Source organism: Streptomyces sp. NPDC031426 (assembly GCF_055581585.1).
Genome location: NZ_JBVIJE010000033.1, coordinates 1 through 23763, shown reverse-complemented (window position 1 = coordinate 23763; position 23763 = coordinate 1). Strand labels below are relative to the sequence as shown.

Sequence of the window (23763 nt, the reverse complement as noted above, 5' to 3'; positions counted from 1 at the left end):
TGTAGCAGACCGTCAGGTTGGACTGCTCAGGCGGGACATTCAGGTACTCTCCGGGCCCAGCAGCCGGCCTCCGGCGCGTGTGTGCTTGGGGCTGCGCCGGTTCCTTGTCAGTCGCCGTCCCGCTGTGGGTGGCCGTCTGATCGCTGCGCTGGTCTTCTCGGAGATTGCAATGGGCCTGGATCGTGGCGTGGTGTCCGCGACGGCGTCGCACGCGCCCAGCCCGACAACGCGCGCCTCGGCGGAGTCCGGTCTTCCCCCGGCGATTCTGCAAGGGCCGATGGTTCTGGCTGTTCTCGCGCTGATGGCCGCATTGATCGCCGCATTGGTGGCGATATTTGCTGCGCCTGTGGTGGCCTTCGTTGTGGTGTGGCGAGGATCGGCATCTACTCCCTGGCGATCGGGCAGGTGGGTCACTCGTTACCGTTTGGTCCACAACGCTGCCTTGACCATCCGTGCCTGTAGCGCGGCCTCGACGGCGTCGGCGGACGACCAGCCGCAGCGGCTGCGTGAGGTGGCCCGTCGTCTGGCTGTGACCTCCAGGCTGATTGCGAGATCTTACCGCGACGCGGGTAGCGTCCGGTGGCCCTCTCACCGTAGGAAAGCGCTGCGGCGCCACTCGGGCCTGGTCATCGCCAAACTACGTGTCGTAGAGAGCCGTTTGGACACGGACTGCGACGTGGCGCTTCGGGAACTGGCAGCAACGCTGATCGCCGTGTGCGATCGATACGTGCATGGGCGGGTCGGGGCACTTCTGGACGAGGAGGCGCTGATCGGCCTGGAACCGGCAAGGGACTGGGAATGGCTACGGGTGGTAGTGGCACTGCTGGCCTGTACCGGGGCCGCCGTGGGCGCCTCCTTCCTTCCCATACCGGATGCCGGGCAGCCCTACGCGATCGGAGGAGCTGCAGCTGCCGCATTCATGCTCGCCTACAGCGATCAACCGACCAAGGCGTTGGAGCTGTGGGACCGTATCGGCAGAACTGGAGCCTGACCAGTTGTGCTGTGCGCTGTATGCGGTTGAGCACCCGTGCTCTTCGGAGCCGGAGACAGAAAGGCCCCCGTCTTCGGCCAGGCCCGGGCGGGCGTACGCTGACCGGTTATGTGATGTTGACGCCGTGGGCGCGGGCGAGTGCGTCGAGGCCGTCGGCCCAGCCTTGGCCGATCGCGCGGAGTTTCCAGACGGGCTGGCCGTTGGTGGTGTGCCGGTACAGCTCGGCGATGACCATGGCGCGGATGTCGGGGTCGGCGGGCGGCTGGAAGGTCCACGCGGCCTCGGTGACGCAGTCCATATACAGGGCTGCGTGAGTGAGGGCGCCGCAGGTCAGGCCGGTGTCGACGTCCATGTTGATGGCGATCGTGACGCGCTGGATGTGAGCGGGCAAGGAGGCGAGGTGGAGGGCTGCGCGTTCGACGGTGTGCGGGCCTTCGGTCTGCTTGCCCAGCAGGCGGGCCGCGCCCAAGGCGGCGGAGGGCTGGTTGTAGAAGACGAAGTCCTCATCGCAGGTGACCTGGCCGCCCGTGTCGGTCAGGAAGAGAGTGAGGTCGGCGTCGGCGCCGGCTGAGCCGAAGGTGATGCGCAGTTCTTGCCAGGCCTCCTCGGGTAGCACCAGGTTCTGTCCGGGCGCGAGGGCGGTCGCCGGGACGTGGCTCGGCCGCGCAGGAGTGGGCGTCGGTGCCGCGGGAGCGGGCGGCGGTGTCGGGGCAGCGGTCTGGCTCTTCCACTCGGCGAAGGGGCGGATGCGGTAGGGATCCGGCAGGGGAGCCGAGTGCGCGGCAGGTAGGTTGGCGCGCAGGTCTCCGTCGAGGCCGACCAGGGTCCCGTCACCGGATCCGGTGTCGTCCTGGGCGTGGTCGAGGAGGCTTTGCAGACCGGGCAGTCGGCTGGTGTCGAGGGGCTTGATGGCGCTGGACAGGTTCCCGGAAGTGGTAGTGGTGACCGAACAGGCGACGTCCTGGCCGATGTCGAGGAACCGTAGCGCGTCGGTCGTCTCCCGCCAGGGGCCCGTTTCGATGGCCTGGCGCGTCCAGCGGCCGTAGGCCACGAACCCCAGACGCTGGGTATCCGGCAGACGCGTGAGCACGGCCAGGTCAATGGCGGTGATCCCGGGAGCGACGGCGAATGCCTCTTTGAGCGTGGCAACGATGTTTGACCCCATGGAAGTGAGCCACCACAGGGTGCGGTCCCGCTTGCTCAGGGTCTTGAGAGTGGGGCGCCCGCTGGGGGTGACCCCGGGCGTCTGGTCGGGCAGCGAGTCGATGTCCTGCTGCCGCATCACCACGGACAGCACTGCCCCGTCGACTCCCACCGCGCAGCCCGCGGCAGCGTTATCGGAGAAGGCGTAATTGACTGCCTCGCACACGGTCTCCTCGTCGTTGGCGATCAGGGCCTGCCACCACTGACCGGCCCCGGCGGCCAACTGCGTATGGACGGCGTGCAGGCGGGCCTCCTCGGCGGCCAGGTAGGCCGGAGCGTCGTCCTCGGCCCTCCGCTTGGCCGCCGCCCGTTCGGCGCGAGCGAACAGGCCCAGCCCTGCCAGGTGGTGGGCTTGGGCCTGTGCCAGCGCCCAGGCCAGGCTCAGCTGCTGAGGCCCCGGTACCACCGGCGGCCGGGCCGGGGTGAAGGACTGCAGGTGAACACTGGTCGTCTGCCGCCGCATCTCCTTCAACTCGGCGATCACCGCATCGCGTTCCGCTTCCTGCTGGGCCCGCTCGGCCTGCCGGCGAGCACGCTCCAACTGCGCCGCTGACGGCGCAGCGGCCCGCGAGCGGGTCGTGCGGCTCGTGTTGGTACGGCGGCGCCCTCCGCTAAGGGAACTGGAGGCGTAGAACGGGCCCACTCCCGAAGAGATCCGCGTGCCGCCGCTGCCCATGCTGATGCGTGCCGCGCGGGGCCCCACGGAAGTGCGAACGCCCCGGGTCGAGACCCGCACGCTCATCCCCGGCACACCCACACGAAAGCCGAAAGCCATGCTTCCTCTCCGTTCTCGCCTTTCCCACGCAAGGCGCGCTGCCCTCGACGACGACCGCGCCGCTGCCACATCGCACGCCGGCTGCCCCACACGACCTGGTGGCGCTCGGGAACGGCACCACCCGGAAGGACTGGCGAGCCGACGGGCCTGCCGCGCTGCCCCATTTCCCCGACCGCAGCCGCAGCGCCGCGGCTCAGCAGCCGGGCCGCGGCGCCTGCTACCTGTAGAAGACGGCGACACCGCCGTGATGGGAGCAGGCTCCCTGGTGATGAGCGGCGTAGCTGTAGGTGCCGTCATTGCACAAGGCGGTGGCCCCGGTCTGGTCAGTCGTGCCGCCGAAGTTCGACGAGCTGTCCGACGACGAACCGCTGCTGCTGCCCGAGGAACCGGAACTTGACTCGTGCGTGGCCGCCGAAGCCGGCGTGGCCGGCTTGGTCACCGTGACCGTCGGGGCCGGCGCTGCCGACTTCGTCACGGTGACCGCCGGGGCCGGCGCTGCAGTCTTCGTGGCGGTCGCGGTGACGGTGACCGTAGGGCGCGGGGCGGGACTGGCCGCACTGGAATTACCACCACCGAACGCGGCACCGACCGCGAGCAGCACGAAACCGCCGACCCACACGCGCTTGCGCTTGTGCAGCGGGCGGATATCAGGCATGCGGACAGGCTCAGGCGGACGGACGGCCCACGGCCCGGGCTGGTGCTGGCTCACGCGACGATCCCCCTACGACGGACACCCGGACATACGCCACGGGGCAGTTGAACACTTTACAAACTCTCCCCAGGAACCGCGCAACCCCCGTACATGCGCGGGATGCAGGCGGTGCCCTTCGACCCGTACCTGCTCCGGGGGCGGACTTTTACGACTCGCTTGGATCTGCAGTTCGCAGACCGGTTCCGGGCTGGTTGGTGTCATCCGTCCGTACCTGACGCCTCACCCGTCCGCTCCTGCCAGTAGGCGACGCTTTGGCGCACTACACAAATGGAGAGGTGGTCGCGGGCCAGTACTCGCACCATGTCGCCGATAGGCCGGTTGAAGGCGTCTGCGGCACCCGCCGCCTCTTGCCTTCTATTGGTCCAGTGAGCGAGGGCCTGGCGGGTGACGAGCGTGTCAGGATGATCCGTGCGGCCGAAGCGCGCTGCCGGCCAACGCACCCGCACCGGCGGGCCAGCGCCGTCTTCCGGGTGCTGTCAGCAGCTCACTCGGCTTGCTCCGACGACTGCGCGTCGTTCGCCGGTGCGGCCGTCTGCTCGGCCGAACCGGGGGCGGTGTAGAAGACGGAGCTACCTTGCTTGGTCCGCTGGGCCTGGTTCTTGGCCACGAGTCCTTCAAGGGTGGTACGCACGACGGTGGTCTTGATGCCGCGCTCGGGATGGGCCTGGCCGAGTGCGCTGGCGACTTCGGCCGCGGAGCGCGGTTCGCTCTGCTCGGTGAGATGGCTGCGGACGAGTTGGACCAGCGTGGGCTGGGCCGTCTTCGCGGCTGCGTCCTTGTTGCTGAGCTTCTTGGCCGCCGACTCCTTGCTAGTCGTGGAGTCCTGTGTGCCGGCTGCCTTCTTCGCGCGCGTCTGCTTTCCCTGGCCGGGCTCAGCAGAGGCCTTCTTGCGCGGAGCAGGCACTGCCGCGCCGTCCGAACCGGCTGTGGGCAGAGCCGGCGTCGGCGAAAGCCCAAGGACGTGCTGCACCTGCATCAGCACGGAGTGGTCGTGCTGCAGCGAGGCCAGCTGCTCCTGCAGTGCGGTGATCTCCGCAGTGATACGTTCCTGCTCCTTGGTGTTGCGTTCGAGGTCGCTGGTTACCTGTGCGGCGTACTGCGATGTCAGTTCAGTGCCAATCGTGATGGACATGGGTGGACCTTTCCTTCGGTTTCGTGGCCGGGCGTGCAGCACGTGTGGCGCAGGCGCAGAGAGTCACGCCTGTGTTTTCGGGCTGGGATCCGAGCGGCAGGTGGAGATGACTGCTGCGTGTGGCCTGGCATAGAGATAGTACGGATGGGTGGAGTCTGTTGCTCTTCTTGAGTGATGTCTAGTTCTCGACCTGAGCTTCACTGTTCCAATGAGTGGGGCTGCATGGGGCGTGCAGCGGGATGACTTGAGGCCTGTTCGTGGGGGAGTTGCCACAGGACTTCGTCGGTGTCCCGGCTGTGCTGCCAGGCGGTGAGGATCCCGGTGGTTGCGCGATCCCCGGCCGTCGTCAGGGCGTGACGCGGCGTCATTCCAGGGGAGGTGGGCACGGCGGAGCCGGAAGCCCGCGTCGGGCGCGAGCGTCAGCAAGTTCGCTGGGAAGGGGGTGTGCTCCTCGACGGCCCGGCTGCTCGCAGGAGCACTCTTGCGTCGGGTTGCCGAAGAGGGCCTGGCACCGGCCGGTCCTGCGGCGGCGCCGTCGGGTGGAAGGCTGCGGTCGACGCTGAGCCGAGTGCTTGTCAGCGCTGTCCGCAGGCATGCAGGGGCGACCTGATGCGCCGGGAAGGAAGTGCCGGGCCCGCCGGTCACCGGAAGACGAGCCACCGGTACCCGATGAGGCTGCCGGGGGATCGGAAGATGGGCTCCTTGGCGACTTTGGTGGCGGCCCGGTACTGCTCAGATGTGTTCCAGCAGGCGCCGGATCCCGTCGTGGATGAGTGCGGTGCGTTTTTGCGGTGTGAGCCAGGTGGCCGTTGAACCCTGGGCGGACTTGTCGACGAGCAGGACGTCGTCGACAGCCTCGGCCACCGGGAACAGGTGGCTGATGACGGTGACCATCTTGTTGCGAAGGACGGCGAGGGTGTCGTCAAGGCGGTTGTTGTCCATCGAGCCGAAGCCGGAACACCCCCGCGTCGGCGGGGAGGACCGACCCCTTCGAGCAGCTGGCCGACGCGCCCGCGGAACACCCTCGCGTCGGCGGGGAGGACGACACCACCAGCAAGGCCGCGGCCCCCCGGGACGGAACACCCCCGCGTCGGCGGGGAGGACCCCTTCAGTCGACCAGCGGGAGGTGGGCAGCGATGGCGCAGTCACTGTCCTCGTACGGCGAGGTGCCAGTGACGTTGTCGCCGCGGTTGGGGTTCGGGCGTGGCTGGCGCGGCTGCGCGTCCCCGTACTTCGCCTTGACCCGGCTCGCGTGCGTGGGGGTTTCAGGGACGCCGGGCGCGCGGAGCGCGGCCATCTCCTTGCGGAGCACGGGGACGACCTCGGTGCCAAGGAGCTCGATCTGCTCGAGGGCGGCTTCGACGGGAAGGCCCATACCGTCGACGTTCCACAGCTGGCGCTGGTAGTCGCCGAAGCGCTCCCGAAAGTCCATGGTCTTGTCGATGACCTCCTGCGGACTGCCGACCGAGAGCGGGGTGGTCTTCATGTACTCCTCGAGCGAGTGGCCGCGGAACATGGGGAAGCCGTTGAAGTAGGGGCGGAACGCTTTGACGGCGTCCTGCGACTTCTTGGCGATGTGAGCCTGTCCGCCCAGCCCGACGATCGCCTGTTCGGGAGTGCCGTGCCCGTGGTGGGCGTAGCGCTGCCGGTAGAAGGCGACGAGTCGTTCGAAGTGCCCGTAGGGAGCGAGGATGTTGTTGGCGAAGAAGCCGTTGCCGTAGTGGGCCGCCTGCTCAGCGATCTCGGGGGTGCGGATCGAGCCGTGCCATACGAACGGCGGGACGTCGTCGAGCGGTCGTGGGGTCGAGGTGAACGCCTGCAGCGGGGAACGGAAGTTGCCCTCCCAGTCGACCACGTCTTCCCGCCAGAGCCGGTGCAGCAGGTTGTAGTTCTCCAGCGCGAGCTCCAGGCCGTAGCGGATGTCCTGGCCGAACCACGGGTAGACCGGGACGGTGTTGCCGCGCCCGATCACCAGGTCGACCCGCCCCTTGGCGAGGTGCTGGAGCATCGCGTACTCCTCGGCGATGCGCACCGGGTCGTTGGTGGTGATGAGGGTGACCGACGTGCTGAGCGTGATCCGCTCGGTCATGGCCGCGATGTGCCCCAGCAGCAGGGTCGGCGAGGAGGGGATGAACGGCGGGTTGTGATGCTCGCCGATGGCGAAGACGTCCAGACCGACCTCGTCCGCCCGCTTGGCGGTGCGCACGACCGAGTCGATGCGCTCCCCCTCGCTGGGAGTGCGGCCGGTAGCCGGGTCGCGGGTGACGTCGCCGACTCCGAAGATCCCGAATTCCATGATGATCCGCCTTTCTGAACGGTGTGGTCGGTGGTTCAAGAGCCCGCGCTCGCGAACGCACTCTGAACGTGCTGGGTCCCAGGCCGAGGGCCTCCCGTGCACCGGGACGACCCCGGTGTCAAAGAGCCGGCTGTTCTCCCTGAGGAGCGTGTGCGGCATCGGGTCCGAGGCGTGCTTGAGGTCGAACACTCCCGGGTGGTGGTCGGGAAGCCATGCTCGTCACGCGCCTGCGGCGTGATCGCCCGCGTCCCGCCTGCCCGGGTGACCGGCTGCGCAGCGCGGCGAACAGATCCGCCTTCTCCTCCAACACCCGGTCGTGTCGGCAAGGTCGAAGCCGAGAGGCTTGAACGGTTCCTTGCTCGCCAGGCGGCTGAGCATCACTTCCGCACGCCGGTTCGAGAGCGCACCGCGCGTCACGGATCGCTGCACATGCGAACCGGGCCGTCGGCCCGGCGCCAAGCGGTAGCTGCCACAGTCCGGGCAGCCCGGGACCGGGCGGCCATGGAGGCGGTGCCGCCGTTTTCCGCCGGCACTGCCTGAGGAAGCCAAGCCACCCGATCCCGCCGAGTGGGCAGTGAAGGATGTCCATGCCGCCGCAGGATCGGCGTCCCTGCGGCTTCGTGTGCACCTCGAACGTCTATTCGGCCTGCGCCCGACGGGTGGTCGTCAGGCCCCGCCGCCACGACTTACGTGCGCAGCTGGCCCACCGGTGGCCTTCCGTTTGTCAGGGGACGGCGTTCTCCGAATTATGTGCCTCTAAGTAGCGCTGTGGTTACTTCATGTAATGGTGGAGGTGCCCTCGCGGAGGTCTCCGCCGCCCGGGAGCGGGTGCCGCAAGTTCGGCCCCCGGGTCAGGTTGGGGCGCCGTGGTCAGTTGGTGCGCAGTGGTGCGAGTGCGTTGGTCCAGGAGATGATCTGATCGAGTGTGGTGGTGAGGGCATCGGCCTGAGCGTCGGCGGGCTTGAAGACGGTGAAGTTCTCGAAGTCGGTGAAGAGGGAGAGCGCCACCTGGGAGCGCACGTCGGCCATCTGCAGCTCGCCGGCGATCAGGCGCAGGTGTTCCACCGCTCGGGTGCCGCCGGTGGAGCCGTAGCTGACGAAGCCGACGGACTTGTTGGCCCATTCGGCCGCCAGGAAGTCGATGGCATTCTTCAGCGCGCCGGGCACCGAGTGGTTGTACTCAGGTGTGACGATCACGAAGCCGTCGAGAGAGGCGATCTTCGCGGCCCACTGGTGAGTGTGCGGCCGGCTGTACTGGCCCATCGCCGGCGGGTAGGGCTCATCCAGCAGCGGCAGCTTGTAGTCCAGCAGGTCGACGAGCTCGTACTCGGCGTCGGTTCGGCGCCGGGCGTGCTCGAGCACCCAGCGGGCCACGGCCTCGCCGTTACGCCCGGGCCGCGTACTTCCGAGGATGATGCCTATTTTCGTCATTTGCTCACCTTTGCATTGAGGAGATGCTTGTCGTGTCAAGTAAATGCGTGTGCAGTTACTTGTCGTGTCAAGTAGATGACGGATTTGATTGACGCGTCAAGGAGGTAGGGTGTGAGGCATGTCCCCTCGAGAGCAGGCCCTGCGTCCCTTGGATGCCGACGAAGAAGCGCTCGTGCGCGCGCTGGGCGATGTCATGATGGCGCTGCCGCGTGCCGTCGATGCGGACATGATCCGCGACGGAGGCATGCGGCTTTCCGAGTACACCCCCCTCATGTTCCTGTCCGAAGCCCCTGGCGGTCGGATGCGGATGAGTGAACTCGCCGCGGCCTGTAACCTCACGCTCAGCGGGATGACCCGTGTCGTCATCCGCCTTGAGAAACAGGGATTCGTCCAGCGGGTCCGGTGCGACGAGGACCTGCGCGGCTGGAACGCGGTCCTCACAAAAGAGGGTCTCGCCCGCCGGCAGGAGGCGTGGCCCGCTCATCTGGCCAGCGTGCGGCGGCGCGTGCTCGACAATCTCGTCGGCCATGACCTCGCCCAACTCGCCACCGCACTGAGGCACATCGCGAAGGCCTGCTGAGATCCGGGCGAGCCGTCACGGCATCGACGGTTGCGGCACGAGGTTGTCGTGCGTATTCGGAGCCGAGACGGCGACCGAGCCAGGCAGGCCCCTGCGGTCCACGACGAGATGGATTTTCGATCCGTTCTTGCCCCGGCCGGTCGGATTCGGTCCGGTCGGCTGCCCGGTTCGAGGGCGGCGGATGCTGGCGGAGCCGATGGCGAAGCATGACCAGTCCAACTCGCCCCGGGCTTCGAGTCATACGGGCCGCGGCGGTTGCCGCTGTCGCGGCCTTGGGGCTGGTGCCGATCAGCGCGGGCACAGCGTCCGCGGCCCCGGCCGGCACGCAGGTGTCCGCGATTCACCTGCGATGACGCTTCCACACCGTCTGCCAGGGACCGAACGCTTCGCGGGGCAGATCTCTCCAGGGGATTCCGGTGCGGTACCGGTAGATGGTCCCTTCGACGATGCGACGGTGATCGACAAACGGACGCCCTGCCTTCCCTGCGTTGCGGGGAAGGCAGGGCACCAGGCGCGCCCACTGCTCGTCGGTCAGCAGGCGTATGCGCCCGCTCGTGGTCACCGAGGGTGGTAGGCGGTGGCCAGCGCGGAGACGGTGACCTCATCAGGCAGGAGGCCGTCATCGTTCAGGTCTGCACGGCTCACGTGGCGTGCGCTCGGTGTCATCGCCACCAGATCCAGGGCATCCAGCCTGGTCAAGGGTGCGGTGTACTCCACTTGTTCGGTGACGGTGCCCTCGAAGAATGGGGCCAGCGCCCGGTGCAGGCGTTCTTCCTTGGCCGGGTCGATCGTGACCATCCCAGGCAGCCGGTCGCGCAGCTCGGCCAGGTGCCGCTCGGTGGGACGGACCACGATCAACCGGCCGGTCGGGCGCAGCACGCGGTGGAACTCGGCCGGGTTACGCGGGGCGAACACGTCCAGCACGACATCGGCCACCCCGTCGGCCAGGGGGAAGGGACGGAAGACGTCCCAGGCCACCGCGGCGGCTCGGTCGTGGGCTCGGGATGCCGAGCGAAGTGCGCGCACCGACGTGTCCAGACCCAGACCACGGGCGCCGGGCAGCCGGTCGAGTACGCCGGCCAAGTAGTAGCCCGTGCCACACCCCACGTCCACGACCGTGGCCTGTTCAGCGACGGCGTCGGCCGCCAGGTGGGCCCCGACGTTGCGGATGGGCGCGTAGGTACCGGTGGACAGGAACCGATTCCGGGCTTGGACCATGGCCACGTCGTCGCCGCTGGTGGCGCGGGTGCCCGTCAGCAGGCCGGCGTACCCGTGGCGGGCGATGTCGAAGGTGTGGCCCACCGGGCAGCGCAGTACGCCGCAGCCGGGGTGCAGGTGGCGCGTGCGGCACGTTGGGCAGCGCAGCAGGTCGAGGGACAGTTCGAGGGCAGGGGGAAGCGACACGGGCACGAGGCACTCCTGGCAACGGTGGAGGGAAGAGACCGTGCCTGCGCGTGCTCGGAGCGTCACTGCCTCAGGAAGGAACGGGCAGCGTCGGGAGCGTGGTTCATCCAGCAGGCACACCAAGGAGGGCGACGCCGTCCGGCATCGCCCTCAATGTCTTCCGATCACAGGAAGCAGCAGTGCGGGGTGCTCATGAATGCCACGTCATGAGTCTACGAGCATGGGCGAGGCCCCTCATGCCCCAACGAAGTTGAGAGACACGTCCTAGCACTGCAACGGTGCTTGTCGTGACTGATGGCCAGGTCGATCGTTGGTGTGGTTATGGGTGGGGACCTTGCTGATGTCAGGTCGTGGGCGGGTGAACTGGAAGCTGTGCATGAGCGGTTCGTGCACCGTCTCAGCAGGTCGGAGCCCCGGGAGTCGGCACTTGCCTATATAAGGGGGCCTGATCGCACCCCTGCAGCGGAAGAACAGCTGGACCCTGGCGGAGGAAGCTGGCCACGCAGGCCCGGACCGCATCCAGCGGATGCTGAACCGGATCGAGTGGGACGCCGACGAGGTACTCGACGACGTGCGCCAGTACGTGGTCGACAACCTCGGCGATCCCAGCGCCGTCCTGATCGTGGACGACACGGGCTTCCTGAAGAAGGGGACGCGGTCGGCCGGGGTGCAGCGGCAGTACTCCGGCACCGCCAGGGCTTGTTTCTGAATAACTGTCAGGGTTGATCTTCCGGATGGGCCTCGTCAGGCAAGCGAACTCGAAGCTGTTCGAGGGTCCGGGCGGGCGACCCAGGCAGCGGTGTAACGGCGATGCGATGCAGGTCCAGGAGCCGGTGCCCGTCTTGGAACTGGTTGGAGAGGTTGGTGCGGGTGACGCCCAGCAGCTGGGCCAGGAGGGTGCTGGTGATCGCCCTGCGTCGGCGTAAGAGCGCTGCCAGGAGGCGGTGGTAGTGGTCCAGGCTGCTGGTCTGAGGGTGGAGGTAACTGCGCGGACGGTGGAAGCGTCGCTGGAAGGCCGCTTCGGCCAGGGCGTCCCAGTACGGCTCGGAGACTGCCACCAGCGTTCGAAGTCGGACCGCGGCATGCCGGTCAGGGCCGGATGGCTGAGCATCGTGGTCAGGTCGGGGTCGATCCGCCGGGCGGTCACCGGCGTCTGTGGCGTTCGGGGCGGGACTGGCGCCAGGGTGTAGTTCCAGTCGCCGTGGAACGCGTCGGGCGTGATCGGCAGGGCCTGGACTCGGCGGCGGTCACCGTAGTGCCCAGGCGGTAGCCGCCGGTGTCCAGCTCGGCGTCGATGGTGAGCCCAGTGCGTGTGGTCGTCGCCCACGTCATGGCCACCACCCGGCACGACACCGCGGTGACGCGATGGGCGATCGACCATCCCGCGATCGACCATCCCGTCCACGACCTGTTCAACGGCCTGCCGCGGCAGAAATGGAAGCGCCGGTCCTGCGGCAACGGGGCTCACGGCCTGCGGATCTACGACTGGGCACGCGTCGAGGTGCGGCCCTGGCATCGACCCGACCGCCGCCACTGGGTGATCGCCCGTCGCAGCGTCGCCCGCCCCGCGGAGATCTCCTACTACATCGCCTACTGCCCGGCCGAGACCACACTTGACGACCTGATCCGCATCGCCGGCAGCCGATGGGCCATCGAGGAATGCTTCCAGAGCGCAAGGCAGGAATGCGGCCTGGACCACTACCAGGTCCGCCGCTACGCCGGCTGGCACCGCCACATGACCCTGGCCATGGCTGCCCACGCCTGCCTGACCGTCCTACGAGCCCGGGAACTCGACGCTGGGAAAGCAGAAACGGATCCTCCCAGCTCATCCACCTCAGCCTCGCCGAGATCAGACGCCTGATCACCCGCCTCACCAACCGCCGGCCAGCATCTCTCGACCACATCCTGTGCTGGTCGACCTGGCGCCGACGGCGACAACACCAAGCCCGCACCAGCCACTACAAACGGCGCGGACACAGCCCTTGACCTGGCCATCAGTCACGACAAGCACCGTTGCAGTACTAACTCTCGGCGGCAGCCTTCAACATCCGCAAAACGTCTTGATGCCCCTTGCGGAGCTTCTCGTCGTTGTAGAAGAGCGTGAGGAGCGGGCCGGAGAGCGACTCTTCAAGGGTAGCGAGGGTGCCGCCGTCCGCAGTCGGCGCCAACCGCATCCGATCGATCGCCTTCATGCAGCCCATCGCCAGGCCCGTCCAGGTGAGCTCCCGCTCAGGTGTGACGACGGCGAAGGTGGACTTGATGGATGTGCCGCGGACCTTCCAACGGAAGCAGGCATCCGGCTCCATGATCCCGAGCTTGGTAACGCGAGCGTCGGAGCGCCAGGCGGGCCAGTTGCGCATGTCGCTGATCAGCCGCCATACGGTGGAGACCGGGGCATTGATCGTGACCGAGCTGATCGACTTGACCGGCGCATCCTCATCCAGGAGTCCTTTCTTGGCGTACTCCTCGTGCAACTTCATGAGTGACGGACCCGCGTAGAAGAGCTTCATGACCTTCCCCCTGACTGTAAGAGCGATGCTCTTTTATGAGAGCGGCGCTCTCTAATGAGGGCAATGCTCTCTGTGTTGGCGAGGGACGTCAAGCCCTTCCCGAGTTGACCTTGCTGCCGCGCAGCGCCCACGGCGTCTGGGCCGTCCGAGGTGATCGCAGCAGCCAACAGCGACAGGTGATGACCAGCGGCATGGAAGGCGTCCACCAGCATGTGGAACCAGAGCCCGTCGAGGATGTCGAGTAGTGGCGTCAGTCTGGGCAAGCAGGGCGGTGAAGACCTTCTCCCAGGTGCCGTCGACGGCCCACTTCCGCAGCCGGTTGTGAGCTCCCTTCCACGAGCCGAAGTGCTCGGGTAGGTCCATCCACGGCGTTCCGGTGCGGTACTTGAACGCGATCGCGTCGATCACCTGCCGGTGATCCCGCCACCCTGGCGAGCAGGTAGCGCCCGGTGATGCTGTGGCCTTCGCTGGTGGTGACGGTGATGTCCGCGTCAATGACGCGCACGTGCACGTGGTGGAAGCGGGTGAGGTAGGAGCCGTCGGGCAGGACCGCGAGTACCGCGGGGCGCCGGCGGGCGGACAGCCTGACCAGGAACTGGGCGCCGGTGTCGGCGACCTGGCCCAGGAACTCGTCGCCGTCGCAGGCGCGGTCGGCCAGCAGCAGCATCTGCGAGGTCAGCCTCGGCAGCAGCCGAAACGCCTGGACGATCTCGCCGGCTTCGGCGGGGCCGAAGACGGCGCCGAGGAGGCCGCGGGTTCCGGTCTCGCACAGCACGGCCAGTCGCAAGGAGGGGTAGCCGGACATGCCCCAGTGGTGCCGGACCTTGCCGAGCAGGGCTCGGATCCGTGGCAGGTCGGGGGCTTTGAGGGAGTTGCAGCCGTCGAAGGCGACGGTCCGCCAGCGCCGGTAGCACACGCCCGTCGTCGAAGGGCGTGCCAGCGGCACAGCGAGCACGTTGAAGAGCAGCTCCAACGGCTTCGGCCCGAGCCGTTTGCGCAGCTGGCGCAGGGCTGCCTCCGAAGGGGTGCACAGTTCGAGCCCGGACAGGCCGGCCACGAGCTTGTCCCAGACACGCTGGTAGCCCAGGCCCGGGAACAGTCCCAGAGCCAGCAAGAAGTAGATCCCGACCCGGGACGGCGTACGTACGCGGCGCTGCAGGGTTCTGGTCTGCTCGAGCACGTCGTCGACGAGTTCGAAGGGCAGGAATTGGGTCAACCCGCCGAGGTGCCCGGGGGCAAAGGCACCGGCGGCAACGGTTGTAGTGCGCGTGAGGGTGCGGGTGGCAGACTGGCTCGACAACGGGATCCTCTGAACGGAAGAAGTCTTGGTCGGCTTTCCTCCTACCAGGGGATCCCGTCTTACGTGCCCCGAACTACCCATGCACCGACAGTCCTTGACGCCGCAGGGCCAGCCTCAACTTCGTGGCATTGCTTCAACCGCATGATCGGCCGGCTCTACCACTGCCTGCAGCACCGCAAGCTGTTCGACGAACACACCGCGTTCCCCACCGAACTCGCCGCCGCGGCTTGACGACATAGCAACGTGAGGTGTCTGCCTTCATGCGCCGCCGCTGCCGCACTCACCCGATGGAGACTCCCGTTCGACCGCGGTCATCAAGATCGAGACCACAATGGCCACTGCATTGCAGGGCGGGAGATGCTTGATGGAGCTACGGCTTGTCAGCCCAGGCTGTGCCCGGTGGCTGCGCGTGCGTAGGAGCGTAGGGCGGCGATGACTTCGGTGCGGGTGCGGCGGCCGGCGAGAATCTCCATCTGGTAGCCATCCTCCATCGCGACGAAGTTGGCCGCGAGCAGGCGCGGCGGGTCGGTGAGGGTGAAATGACCCTGGCCTTGGCCCAGGACCAGGATGCCGTGGTAAACCATGATTTGACGTTCGGTCAGAGCGCTGTCGAGCGCCGCTGCCTTCGGGTCGCGCAGACAGCGGGGCCAGTACTCGTACAGGAGCCGGGTCAGCGCGTCGTCGGGGCCCGTGGCCGGGCCGTGGTCGATGCAGGCGCGCAATTGGTCACGCGCGTCGGTGAACTGCTCCGCCGCATGTTCACGCTGCTGGCTGTAGCGCTCGATGGCGCGCTGGTAGGTCTCGTAGACCAGGGCGTCGAGGTCGCCGTAGTAGAGCACGGCGGCGGGAGTGACCCCGGCTTCTTCGGCGATGTCGCGCAGTCGTAGCCCCTCCAGGCCTCGGGCCAGCAGCGCTCGCTGCACAGCCGCCCCCAATTCGGCCCGGCGGGCCTCCTTGCCCTTTTTGCCCGCTGCCATGCCATGCCCTTCTCTCACCTTGGGTTTAAGACTAGCAGCCCAGCTATTGACGGATTAGATGCCAGATTCTTAAATCTCCGTTTAACAACTGCTGGCCCTACTTGCAGGAGCCCCGCAATGTCGAACCCCACCGATGTCGCCCCCAGACCCTCGACCCAGGACAAGGGCCTGGCGACCAACGCCGTCGGCCTGCTGTCGATGGTCTCCCTGGGGCTGGCCTCCACCGCCCCCGCCTACAGCATCACCGTCACCCTCGGCCTGGTCGTGCTCAGCGTCGGCCACCTGGCCCCGGCCGCGCTGCTGATCGGCTTCGTGCCGATCCTGTGCACCGCCTACGCCTTCCGCGAGTTCAACCGGGTCATGCCGGACTGCGGGACCAACTTCGTCTGGATCACCCGGAACTTCGGCCCATGGTCGGGCTGGATCTTTGGCAACTGGATCCCGCAGATCGCCACGATCATCGCCATGACCGCCCTGGCCCAGGTCGGCGCGAGCAACCTCCTCGGCCTGGTCGGCCTCACCTCGCTGGCGAGCCAGACCCTTCCCGTGACCCTGCTCGGAGCCGCGCTCATCGCGCTCGTCACCGTGGTGGGCTACCGCGGCATCCAGCTCTCCGCGGCCGTTCAGACCGCGATGGTCGCCCTCCAGATCGTGGCCCTGATCGGCTTCGGCGTCGCCGCTCTCGCCGGCCACGACGCAACCGCACCCAGCCCCGCCTGGTTCAACCCCTTCGGCTTCACCGGCAGCGGCCCCTTCGCCGAGTCGGTCCTGCTATGCCTGTTCATCTACTGGGGCTGGGACGCCGCGCTGACCGTCAACGAGGAGGCCCGCGACCGCACCCGCATCCCCGGCCGGGCCGCCCTGGTCTCGACCGTCGTCCTGCTCAGCACCTACCTGTTCACCGCCGTCGCCGCGCTGAGCTTCGCCGGCACCGCGACCACCGGCCTCGGCCTGGGCAACAAGGACAACACCGCGGACGTCCTGGCCGCCCTCGCGCCGGCGGCCCTGGGTGGGCCGCTGGCCAAGGTGGTCCAGCTCGCCGTCGCCCTGTCCGCCGTCGCCGCCCTGCTCACCTGCATCGTCTCCACCTCACGGCCCAACGTGTCGGTGGCCGCGCACGGCGCGCTCCCCGAGGCCTTCGCCCGTGTGCACCCGCGCTTCCGCACCCCGACCGTCGCCACCGTCTTCACCGGAGCGGTCGCCATCGTTCTCCTCGCCGGTCTCAGCTACGCCGCACCCGCCTTCCTCGGTGACGCCGTGCTTTCCATCGGTCTGCTGGTCTGCGCCTACTACGGCGCCACCGCCTTCGCCTGCGCCTGGCACTTCCGCCGCGAACTGCGCAACTCCGCAAAGGACTTCCTTACCAAGGGCCTGCTGCCGCTGGCCGGGGGCCTGATGATGCTCGCGGCCTTCATCCGCAGCGCCTCCGACATGGTCAGCCCCGACTACGGCGCCACCTCGATCGACGGCGTCGGTGGCGTGTTCCTGCTCGGCATCGGGTCGATCGTGCTCGGCCTGCCCGTCACCGCCCTGCTCCGCATCCGCTACCCGAACTTCTTCCGCCACGGACGCCGCACCGTCACCGACCTCGTCATCACAGAAAACTGAGAAATCCCCCATGCGCACACTCGCCATCGCCGCCATCCAGACCACCCCCGCCCCGTACGACCTGGAGGCAACCTGGCACCGCTTCGAAACTCAGATCCACTCCGTCCGCGAGCAACTCCCGCACGTCCAGCTCATCGTCGTCCCCGAACTCCTGCTCGCCGCTGAAGGCCCCCTGCTGGAGCCCGCGCCCGCAGACTGGATGAACCAGGCGGCCGTCCCGATCCGGGGCCCCCTCACCGACCGCCTCTGCGCCCTGGCCGCGCAGACCGGCCTGTGGCTGATCCCTGGATCCGTCTACGAGCGCGCCGAGGACGGAACCGTCTACAACACAGCCCTCGCCATCTCGCCCCAAGACGGCGTGGTCGCCCGCTACCGAAAAGTCTTCCCCTGGCAGCCCTACGAAAAGGCCGAACCCGGCAGCGAGTTCACCGTCTTCGACATCCCTGGCATCGGAACCGTGGGACTGGCCATCTGCTACGACGGCTCCTTCCCCGAGACCGTGCGACAACTGGCCTGGCTGGGCGCCGAGGTCGTCATCCAACCGACACTGACCACCACCCGGGACCGCGAAATGGAGCTGGTCTGCGCACGCGCCAACGCCTGGACCAACCAGGTCTACGTGGTCAACCTCAACGCCGCCGATCCGGCCGGCGTGGGCGCCAGTGTGATCGTCGACCCCGAAGGAGTCATCCGTCAGCAGGCAGCCGGCGGAGAGGAGATCCTCGTCGACGTCCTCGACCTAGACGCCGTCTCCCGCGTCCGCCGCTACGGCTCCGCGGGCATCAACCGGCCATGGTCCCAGCTGGCTCGATACGGGCACACGATCACGCTGCCCATGTACGGCGGCACCTTCCGCACACCGGCGTGGGCGCACGCAGACGACGCTGACTGACAGCTTGCGCCGCCGTCCCGCGCCTCGAAGGCCCGGGACGGCCACGGATGCCGCTCCCGACGCCCCGAGTGGAACCTCGCTCCCACCCCGGGACGTCTGGAGCGATTCCCTGCACAAAATGCCTGCTCATGCACCGCGACCAGAGCGCCAGGCAGAGCTGTTGGTGTCTGAGCAGAAGCCTCCTTTAAGCGCGGCACCCGCCCAAGTCGCCGATAGAACTCCCATTCGATACCCACACGCTCCGGCGTTGATCAGGGCCACGCGCAGCGTCTCGCGCTCGGGGGTGTCCTGGGCGGGGGAGCCGGCGTAGAGAGCGGCAGCGTGGCGGACGGTCCGGGTGCGCCGGTAACCCTCCAGGGGCCCGTGGTCGAGGGCTGCGGCGGCGATGAGTTGGGCGGTGAGGGAGCGCGGGCTGCGGGCGGCGCGTTCGGCGGCGTGGTCGGCGTCTTCCAGATCGGGCTGCTGGGCGAGGGCGGCCTGGTCGATGCGGACCAGGTGGTGGAAGGGTCAGATCTGGCCGCCGTGGGTGTGGCCGGAGAGTTGGAGGTCGATGCCGGCGGCTGCTGCCCGGTCGATGAACTTGGGCTGAGGTGCCAGGAGCAGGACGGGCAGGTCGGGGTCGGCGCCGTTCAAGGCTCCGGCGAGATGGGCCCGGTGGCCTGCCAGGCCGGAGGACTCGGCGGTGGCGTCATCCACGTCGGCGACCACGAGGGTGTCGCCAGCTGCCCGACGGACATGACGGACGGGGAGTGGACTACTGTTCGGCCGTTGCGGCCGTTGCTGCCGCTGCCGAGGTGGCTACGTGGCCGGGGCGGGCAGCCGGAGGCGTACTGCCATCGCGCAATACTGGATGCGATCCGCCATCTCGTGGACAACGGCATCAAGTGGCGCGCCATGCCGGCCGACTTCCCGCCGTGGGACCGGGTGTATGCGTTCTTCCGCCGCTGGCGCGACCACGCGCTGGTCAGGGAGTTCCACGACCGACTACGGACGCGGGTGCGCGAGCGGCTGGAGCGGGATGCCGAGTCGACGGCCGGGGTGATCGACTCGCAGTCGGTCAAGGCGGACGCCGTCGTCGGATCGGACAGCCGGGGCTTCGACGGCGGCAAGCTGATAAACGGGCGCCCCTCGGCGGGTCTGGTGCGGGCTCGACCGGCCCACTGTATCTATACGTGCGCACCTGTGCACGTATAGATTTCAAGCCGATTCGACCGAAGCCCGTATCTGCCGACTCCAGCCTTTACGCCGTCTGCATGCCTGCTCGCGAGTCCTTGCTGATGCGCATCTACGTGCCCCGGACAGCGTGCGTCTCGCGGAGGCGACCGAGGTGTTCGCGATGCTGTCCGACACGACCCGGCTGCACCTGCTGTGGCTGCTGGCTCAGGGGGGCGGACGTCAGCTCGCTGACCGAGCGGTGCGAGGCGTCCCGGACGGCAGTGAGTCAGCATCTGGCGAAGCTGCGGCTCGCGGGCCTGGTGGAGACGCGGCGCGAGGGTCGGTACATCTACTACCGCCTGCGCGACGGGCATCTGCGGCGGCTGGTGATGGAGGCCCTCAGTCACGCCGACCACCGGGTGAGCGGGCAGGCCCCGCACGACTGACCCGCCCGCTGCGGCCCACCCGCCCCTGACGCATGCCGCCGTTTGCCTGGCGGCCGGTCAGTGGAGCAGCGGGCCGAGGGCCCCGGCGACCCCGACGACGTACGGTTCGGGGATCATGAAGTGCCACAGCAGGCCGAGGATGGTCAGGGCTATGGCGGCGGTGAGCAGGTCTACGACGGCCTGGCGGGTCAGGACGACCACCGCGCCGCACAAGGCGCCGCCCGCGGCGGCGGTGGCTCCGGTGACGAACGCCTTGCGCTGGAGGTTGTCGCGGTGGCGGACGAACGAGCGGCCCGGGACGACGACGCCCGGGTAGAGGGCGACCGTGGCGACGAGCGCACCGGTGGCGGCGTCGACGACGTAGCCGATGAAGGAAACGGTGATGACGAACGGGCCAGGTGATCAGCCCATTGGGACTGGCAGCAAGGCCGACGCCTGCCCTACCAGTTCCCGCGACGCATCCCCACACCAACATGGCCAAGTTCTACTGCCTATTGAGGGCCACCGTCTCGTCCAGCACCGGCGGTGACTGTGTGCCCGGCCCACGCCTCGCGAATCGCATGGCGACGAACGCTCCCAGGTACAGCAGGGCGACCACCAGCAGCAGCGCCTGATAGCCCGTCACCAGCGCCAGATACTCGAGCGCGCCCCCGGTCAGCGCGCCCAGCAGATTCGCGCCGAACGCGGATGTCGGGTCCGTGGCGAGGGCGAGGCGGTCCGAGAAGATGAGGTTGGCGCAGAAGATGGGGGCGAAGGCCAGGGCGATGGCGGCGGTGAGCCGTCCGGCGAAGGGCAGCGAGAGCACGGCGTGCGCCGGGACGAGCCAGGCTGCCGCGAGGGTGGCGAAGAGCAGGAGCTGCAGCGGCAGCTGGTTGACTCGCCGTAGTCGGCGCCGGACCTCGACCGCCGCGAGGACGGCGAGCAGGACGCCGATGAAGACCAGGGCGTTGACCAGCCAGGTCGTTCCGAAGTAGAGCGCGAAGCCGATCACGTTCTTCGTTTCGAGCAGCATGAAGGCCGCGCCCATCAGGAACATGTCGGTGTAGCGGACCGTGCTTCGGATCCGGACTCCGGTCAGGCGCACCGCCAGGAGCGTCACCAGCAGGATCGCGCCCAGCGCGCCCAGGTAGAGCCTGGGAATGTCCCGGTGGAGCAGATACGGGAAAGGGTGGTCATCGCTCGCGGCCGCCGGGACCGCGCCGCTGGGCTGCCAGATCCGCTCGCACGACTGATCGGCAGTCGTCATCCCGGCCACCAGCACGGCCGCGTTCTTGCCGAACGTCGTCATACAGGGGGCATGGCCGTAGATGCCATCGAGGGAGCCGGCGAAGCGGTCGACCAGCCAGCTCGTCCGGTAGTAGTTGTACATGGCGAACGCGCCGTGGGGCGCCAGGTGATCGCGGGCGGCCTCGAACGCCTGCTGGGTGAACAGGTAGCTCTCCAGGCGCAGATTGCTCGCGCCGGCCACTAGCGTCAGCGAGTCCGGCAGCGCCAGGACGACGAGGTCGTACTTGGCGTTCGTCCGCTCCAGGAAAGCCCGCCCGTCGTTGATGTGGACGTGCACCCTGGGGTGGTCGTACGGCTTCGCGGGGTGCAGCTGTGCGCCGATCTGCTGCAGCCGGGGATCGATCTCGACCGCGTCCACGCGCTGCGCTCCGTGCGCCAGCGCGACCGCGACGTCATTGCCGTTGCCGGCCCCGATGACCAGCACGCGCTGGTGCGGATTGCCGGGCGTCCGGTCGTACGGCTGCCGGTAGGGCGAGTTCTTCCGCATCAGCACCGGGAGTGGCGCGATACTCTGGTGCGGGACACCGTTGGCCGAGATGTGGTACCCACCGGTGGTGGACTTCGCGGGCGTGAGCTGGATCTTGTAGTAGGGCGACCAGGAGATACCGGCCGTCGTCGTCTCCACGAACAACGCGGCAACCATCGCCGTCAGAGGGATGCCGTACCGCAGGGCGTTGCGCCGTCCCCCGAGGACCAGCAGGGCCGCGGCGGCGAGTACGCCCCACACGACCGACGGAGCGCGGAGCCAGGACAGCAGGGCGAAGGACACTGACCCGGTGATGCTGCCGAGCAGGTCGTAGCGGTAGGCGTCGAGCGAGGGAAGCCGGCGGAAGAGATCGGCGGCGATCTTGCCGATCGCGGCCATGATCACCGCGGTGAGCAGGAAGATAGTCGGCAGCGTCACCCACTCGGGGAAACCGGTGGTCTTCACGGCGGTGAAGTAGATGACCTGGCCGCTGCTCTGACGCACCTGAACCGGAAACTCGCGTACCAGAATGACGAGAAGCGCGAGCGGAACCGATGCCCAGCGCGTGAGCCACTGCCCGCGCGCAGCGGGGATCAGGAACCCGATGCCGATACCCAGGAACGACCCCAGCAGGATGAAGTTCGAAAAGTAGCTGAGGTGGACGACATTGGCGCCCGCCCATCTGATCAGCGCCAGCTCGACGAAGAGCATGGTCGCGCTGGCCAGCAGCAGCCTCCAGCGCACAGAGCGGTCGGCTTGTCTGGCTCCGATCAGTTTCACGCGCATTTACGGTGCCATCTTCGCCATGACGAATCGAGACGACTTGCCGATCATAATGAAATTGTCTGACATTGGCCGTTCTTGCGGACCATCCCCACCAGCAGCTGCCCTGCAGACCTGTCCCCACGACCGCCGTCCTCGATGCGGATACGCGGGTACCGTCCGCTGGCAGGTCGGCGATCTCCGCGCGCTGGCCTTCGCGGGCGCTGTGCAGCGACTTGCGCCAGACGGCGCCGGTGTGGGTCGGAGCCAAAGATCGAGGCGAGACTCTTCGAGTGAAAAAGTCGGAGCAGGGCCGCCTGATTGGCGGGTCGCTGGTTGTTGGGGGGATCTGCAAAACATACGTTCAGCTCCGGCGCGCACAGCGGTGGCGCCCGCGCACGGAGCTCGTCCAGACCTGCCACAGACCACAAAGCCGAGAGGGACAGTCATGCGCCTGATCCGCTGCTGCAACGGTGGCGGCCTCCGCCACAGCCATCGGCCTGCCCCTCTTCTTCACTGATTGGATGCCCCAGAGTTCCGATGCCACGCAGGTCCGCGTGGTCAGCGCCCGATCGCGTCCCATGAAGTGACACCCCGCGGGACATGACCCAGCGCCCAGGCATCTCGCGGAGGAAAGCCGCATCGCCCCAGCCACCCTTCACGAATCCGGCTCGCAGGAATCAGCACCCCCTGTTACAGCTACGGCGATCCCTACTGCGGCTGGGTGGGGACATACTGGGGCGGCTGCGACGAGGAGTGGGGCGTGGGCTTCGGATTCAAGAACCCTGATTGGCTCTGCCCCCACGACCCCCGCCCGAGCCCCTCGGACACACCCAGTCCCTCGGACACACCCAGTCCCTCGGACACGTCCGCCTCCGCAGGAAGCAGCAGTTCCTCGGCCACCCTCAGCCGCTTGGTCAGGCCCAGCCGCTCAGCCACATCCAGCCCCCTGGCGCACGTCGGCCACCGCCGGACGCAGCAGTTCCTCCTGATCAGTCCCGCCGAGAGACCTCCGGCGACCAGCAGCAGCGGCGGTGATCACCCGCCAGTGGCGGTCGAACCGCAGGTGCTCCCGGGGGAAGAAGACCTGCTCGGCTCTCGCGTCCCGTATCGCCGGGACGATCTCCAAGGCCACGCACGACCAGTACGGTCTGGCCCGCCGCTGCCTGCTCGCCCACATCCAAAACCTCGAAGCCGGGATCCGCACGCTGCGGCACCGCCTGTTGCTCCCCATCGGGGAGAAGGGCAGCAAGCGGGCGCCGGGCGGATACCGATCTCGGGGCGAGTGGTTCCACCTGGCTTTCGGGCAGGGTGCCCGGTCCTTCAGGGCCGGGGTGAATGCCCGCTCCCGCGTAGCGGGGCACGGGTAGCCGAATCGCCGCCCGGGCGATTCGGCGTCTCGCCGGTCTCAACAGCACGTCGCACGACGGCGACCAGCCAGGAGTTCAGGGAACGGTCGTCGGCGGCGGCAGCAGCCCTGGCCTGGTCGTGCAGATCATCGGGGAGTCTCAGATTTACATGCTTCATAGGACCATTCTTGGACTAGAATGGACCCATGTCCAGGTATCGCATGTACCCGACGCGCGAGCAGGAGCAGCAGATGCTGCTGCACTGCGCACACGCCCGGTATGTGTGGAACCTGGCTGTCGAGCAGCACTCGCACTGGAGCAAGGGCCGTAAGGCCGCTCCCGGCTTCGCGGAGCAGTGCCGCCAGCTGACCGAGGCCCGTCGTGAGAACGAATGGCTGGCCGCCGGTAACGCGGATGTGCAGCAGCAGGCGTTGAAGGACTTCGCCAAGGCCAAGAGCGCGAAGTTCGCCTCGGGTTTCGGCGAGCC

General features: G+C 68.1%; 20 protein-coding genes and 9 pseudogenes. 10 read left to right on the top strand and 19 right to left on the bottom strand.

Going from position 1 to position 23763, the window contains the following annotated elements; translation table 11 throughout:
- Positions 1-124 precede the first annotated feature (124 nt).
- The gene (locus ACZ5NH_RS39210; RefSeq protein ID WP_468782371.1) at positions 125-991 is read left to right on the top strand and encodes a hypothetical protein; all 867 of its coding nucleotides are present in this window, start codon (positions 125-127) and stop codon (positions 989-991) included.
- A 106-nt stretch (positions 992-1097) separates the two neighbouring features.
- Here the strand turns inward: ACZ5NH_RS39210 and ACZ5NH_RS39205 are convergent, their stop codons facing one another.
- The 6 genes from ACZ5NH_RS39205 to ACZ5NH_RS39180 all read right to left on the bottom strand — a co-directional run bounded on the left by ACZ5NH_RS39205 (position 1098) and on the right by ACZ5NH_RS39180 (position 8540).
- The gene (locus ACZ5NH_RS39205) at positions 1098-2735 is read right to left on the bottom strand and encodes a TerD family protein (protein ID WP_468782369.1); all 1638 of its coding nucleotides are present in this window, start codon (positions 2733-2735) and stop codon (positions 1098-1100) included.
- Between the two features lie 451 nt (positions 2736-3186).
- Positions 3187-3624 carry a DUF3761 domain-containing protein gene (locus ACZ5NH_RS39200; protein ID WP_468782367.1) on the bottom strand — a complete coding sequence of 146 codons (438 nt, stop codon included), beginning with the start codon at positions 3622-3624 and terminating at the stop codon, positions 3187-3189.
- Positions 3625-4165: 541 nt separating this feature from the next.
- Positions 4166-4813, bottom strand: a complete 648-nt coding sequence (locus tag ACZ5NH_RS39195) for a hypothetical protein (protein ID WP_468782366.1) — start codon at positions 4811-4813, stop codon at positions 4166-4168.
- A 732-nt stretch (positions 4814-5545) separates the two neighbouring features.
- Positions 5546-5755 (bottom strand): hypothetical protein, encoded by a 210-nt coding sequence (locus ACZ5NH_RS39190; protein ID WP_468782364.1) that lies wholly within the window; start codon positions 5753-5755, stop codon positions 5546-5548.
- Positions 5756-5921: 166 nt separating this feature from the next.
- Entirely contained in the window at positions 5922-7109 is a 1188-nt protein-coding gene (locus tag ACZ5NH_RS39185; protein WP_468782362.1) for a CE1758 family FMN-dependent luciferase-like monooxygenase, read from the bottom strand.
- An 870-nt stretch (positions 7110-7979) separates the two neighbouring features.
- Entirely contained in the window at positions 7980-8540 is a 561-nt protein-coding gene (locus ACZ5NH_RS39180) for an NADPH-dependent FMN reductase (protein WP_468782360.1), read from the bottom strand.
- A 118-nt stretch (positions 8541-8658) separates the two neighbouring features.
- Here ACZ5NH_RS39180 and ACZ5NH_RS39175 point away from each other — a divergent pair, with 118 nt between their 5' ends.
- Complete coding sequence (locus ACZ5NH_RS39175) at positions 8659-9120, top strand: MarR family winged helix-turn-helix transcriptional regulator (protein ID WP_468782358.1); 462 nt, start codon at positions 8659-8661, stop codon at positions 9118-9120.
- Positions 9121-9153: 33 nt separating this feature from the next.
- On the opposite strand, the pseudogene ACZ5NH_RS39170 reads toward ACZ5NH_RS39175, so the two are convergent.
- From ACZ5NH_RS39170 to ACZ5NH_RS39160, 3 genes and pseudogenes are all read right to left on the bottom strand, one after another.
- Positions 9154-9357: pseudogene (locus ACZ5NH_RS39170) on the bottom strand (transposase); the annotation flags it as partial.
- 106 nt (positions 9358-9463) lie between these two features.
- Positions 9464-9664 (bottom strand): annotated as a pseudogene (locus ACZ5NH_RS39165) (transposase); the annotation flags it as partial.
- A gap of 14 nt (positions 9665-9678) precedes the next feature.
- Complete coding sequence (locus tag ACZ5NH_RS39160; protein WP_468782356.1) at positions 9679-10530, bottom strand: methyltransferase domain-containing protein; 852 nt, start codon at positions 10528-10530, stop codon at positions 9679-9681.
- Between the two features lie 315 nt (positions 10531-10845).
- Between ACZ5NH_RS39160 and ACZ5NH_RS39155 the strand changes: the two are divergent.
- Positions 10846-11218 (top strand): annotated as a pseudogene (locus tag ACZ5NH_RS39155) (transposase); the annotation flags it as partial.
- Between the two features lie 22 nt (positions 11219-11240).
- On the opposite strand, the gene ACZ5NH_RS39150 reads toward ACZ5NH_RS39155, so the two are convergent.
- Positions 11241-11582 (bottom strand): hypothetical protein, encoded by a 342-nt coding sequence (locus tag ACZ5NH_RS39150; RefSeq protein ID WP_468782354.1) that lies wholly within the window; start codon positions 11580-11582, stop codon positions 11241-11243.
- Positions 11583-11698: 116 nt separating this feature from the next.
- Positions 11699-11952 (bottom strand): annotated as a pseudogene (locus ACZ5NH_RS39145) (ISAzo13-like element transposase-related protein); the annotation flags it as partial.
- Here ACZ5NH_RS39145 and ACZ5NH_RS39140 point away from each other — a divergent pair.
- Positions 11843-12385: pseudogene (locus ACZ5NH_RS39140) on the top strand (IS701 family transposase); the annotation flags it as partial. The pseudogenes ACZ5NH_RS39145 and ACZ5NH_RS39140 sit on opposite strands and share 110 nt — an antisense overlap.
- A gap of 160 nt (positions 12386-12545) precedes the next feature.
- Here the strand turns inward: ACZ5NH_RS39140 and ACZ5NH_RS39135 are convergent.
- The 4 genes and pseudogenes from ACZ5NH_RS39135 to ACZ5NH_RS39120 form a co-directional block, all read right to left on the bottom strand.
- Positions 12546-13034 carry an SRPBCC family protein gene (locus ACZ5NH_RS39135; protein ID WP_468782352.1) on the bottom strand — a complete coding sequence of 163 codons (489 nt, stop codon included), beginning with the start codon at positions 13032-13034 and terminating at the stop codon, positions 12546-12548.
- Positions 13035-13085: 51 nt separating this feature from the next.
- The gene (locus tag ACZ5NH_RS39130; RefSeq protein WP_468782350.1) at positions 13086-13442 is read right to left on the bottom strand and encodes a transposase; all 357 of its coding nucleotides are present in this window, start codon (positions 13440-13442) and stop codon (positions 13086-13088) included.
- A gap of 22 nt (positions 13443-13464) precedes the next feature.
- Positions 13465-14334: pseudogene (locus ACZ5NH_RS39125) on the bottom strand (transposase domain-containing protein); the annotation flags it as partial.
- 380 nt (positions 14335-14714) lie between these two features.
- Complete coding sequence (locus tag ACZ5NH_RS39120; RefSeq protein WP_468782348.1) at positions 14715-15311, bottom strand: TetR/AcrR family transcriptional regulator; 597 nt, start codon at positions 15309-15311, stop codon at positions 14715-14717.
- 117 nt (positions 15312-15428) lie between these two features.
- Here ACZ5NH_RS39120 and ACZ5NH_RS39115 point away from each other — a divergent pair, with 117 nt between their 5' ends.
- Together ACZ5NH_RS39115 and ACZ5NH_RS39110 are read left to right on the top strand one after the other, a co-directional pair.
- Positions 15429-16919 carry an APC family permease gene (locus ACZ5NH_RS39115; RefSeq protein WP_468782346.1) on the top strand — a complete coding sequence of 497 codons (1491 nt, stop codon included), beginning with the start codon at positions 15429-15431 and terminating at the stop codon, positions 16917-16919.
- A gap of 10 nt (positions 16920-16929) precedes the next feature.
- Positions 16930-17811, top strand: coding sequence for a carbon-nitrogen hydrolase family protein (locus ACZ5NH_RS39110; RefSeq protein WP_468782344.1), 882 nt, complete (start codon positions 16930-16932; stop codon positions 17809-17811).
- Between the two features lie 510 nt (positions 17812-18321).
- Here ACZ5NH_RS39110 and ACZ5NH_RS39105 read toward each other — a convergent pair.
- Positions 18322-18534, bottom strand: a pseudogene (locus ACZ5NH_RS39105) (metallophosphoesterase); the annotation flags it as partial.
- On the opposite strand from ACZ5NH_RS39105, the gene ACZ5NH_RS39100 reads away from it, so the two are divergent.
- Both ACZ5NH_RS39100 and ACZ5NH_RS39095 read left to right on the top strand, forming a co-directional pair.
- Positions 18457-19005: a transposase gene (locus ACZ5NH_RS39100; RefSeq protein WP_468782459.1), complete on the top strand. Its 549-nt coding sequence runs from the start codon at positions 18457-18459 to the stop codon at positions 19003-19005. The pseudogene ACZ5NH_RS39105 and the gene ACZ5NH_RS39100 sit on opposite strands and share 78 nt — an antisense overlap.
- 55 nt (positions 19006-19060) lie before the next feature.
- Positions 19061-19412 (top strand): annotated as a pseudogene (locus ACZ5NH_RS39095) (ArsR/SmtB family transcription factor).
- A gap of 57 nt (positions 19413-19469) precedes the next feature.
- On the opposite strand, the gene ACZ5NH_RS39090 reads toward ACZ5NH_RS39095, so the two are convergent.
- Complete coding sequence (locus ACZ5NH_RS39090) at positions 19470-19781, bottom strand: hypothetical protein (RefSeq protein WP_468782457.1); 312 nt, start codon at positions 19779-19781, stop codon at positions 19470-19472.
- Positions 19782-19896: 115 nt separating this feature from the next.
- Positions 19897-21945 (bottom strand): spermine/spermidine synthase domain-containing protein, encoded by a 2049-nt coding sequence (locus ACZ5NH_RS39085; RefSeq protein ID WP_468782342.1) that lies wholly within the window; start codon positions 21943-21945, stop codon positions 19897-19899.
- A gap of 1082 nt (positions 21946-23027) precedes the next feature.
- On the opposite strand from ACZ5NH_RS39085, the pseudogene ACZ5NH_RS39080 reads away from it, so the two are divergent.
- A pseudogene (locus tag ACZ5NH_RS39080) lies at positions 23028-23222 on the top strand (IS200/IS605 family accessory protein TnpB-related protein); the annotation flags it as partial.
- Between the two features lie 28 nt (positions 23223-23250).
- Here ACZ5NH_RS39080 and ACZ5NH_RS39075 read toward each other — a convergent pair.
- Positions 23251-23454 (bottom strand): Arc family DNA-binding protein, encoded by a 204-nt coding sequence (locus tag ACZ5NH_RS39075; protein WP_450986798.1) that lies wholly within the window; start codon positions 23452-23454, stop codon positions 23251-23253.
- A 28-nt stretch (positions 23455-23482) separates the two neighbouring features.
- Between ACZ5NH_RS39075 and ACZ5NH_RS39070 the strand changes: the two genes are divergently transcribed.
- Positions 23483-23763 (top strand): helix-turn-helix domain-containing protein (locus ACZ5NH_RS39070; RefSeq protein ID WP_468782340.1); only part of this gene is annotated, 281 nt, incomplete at its 3' end.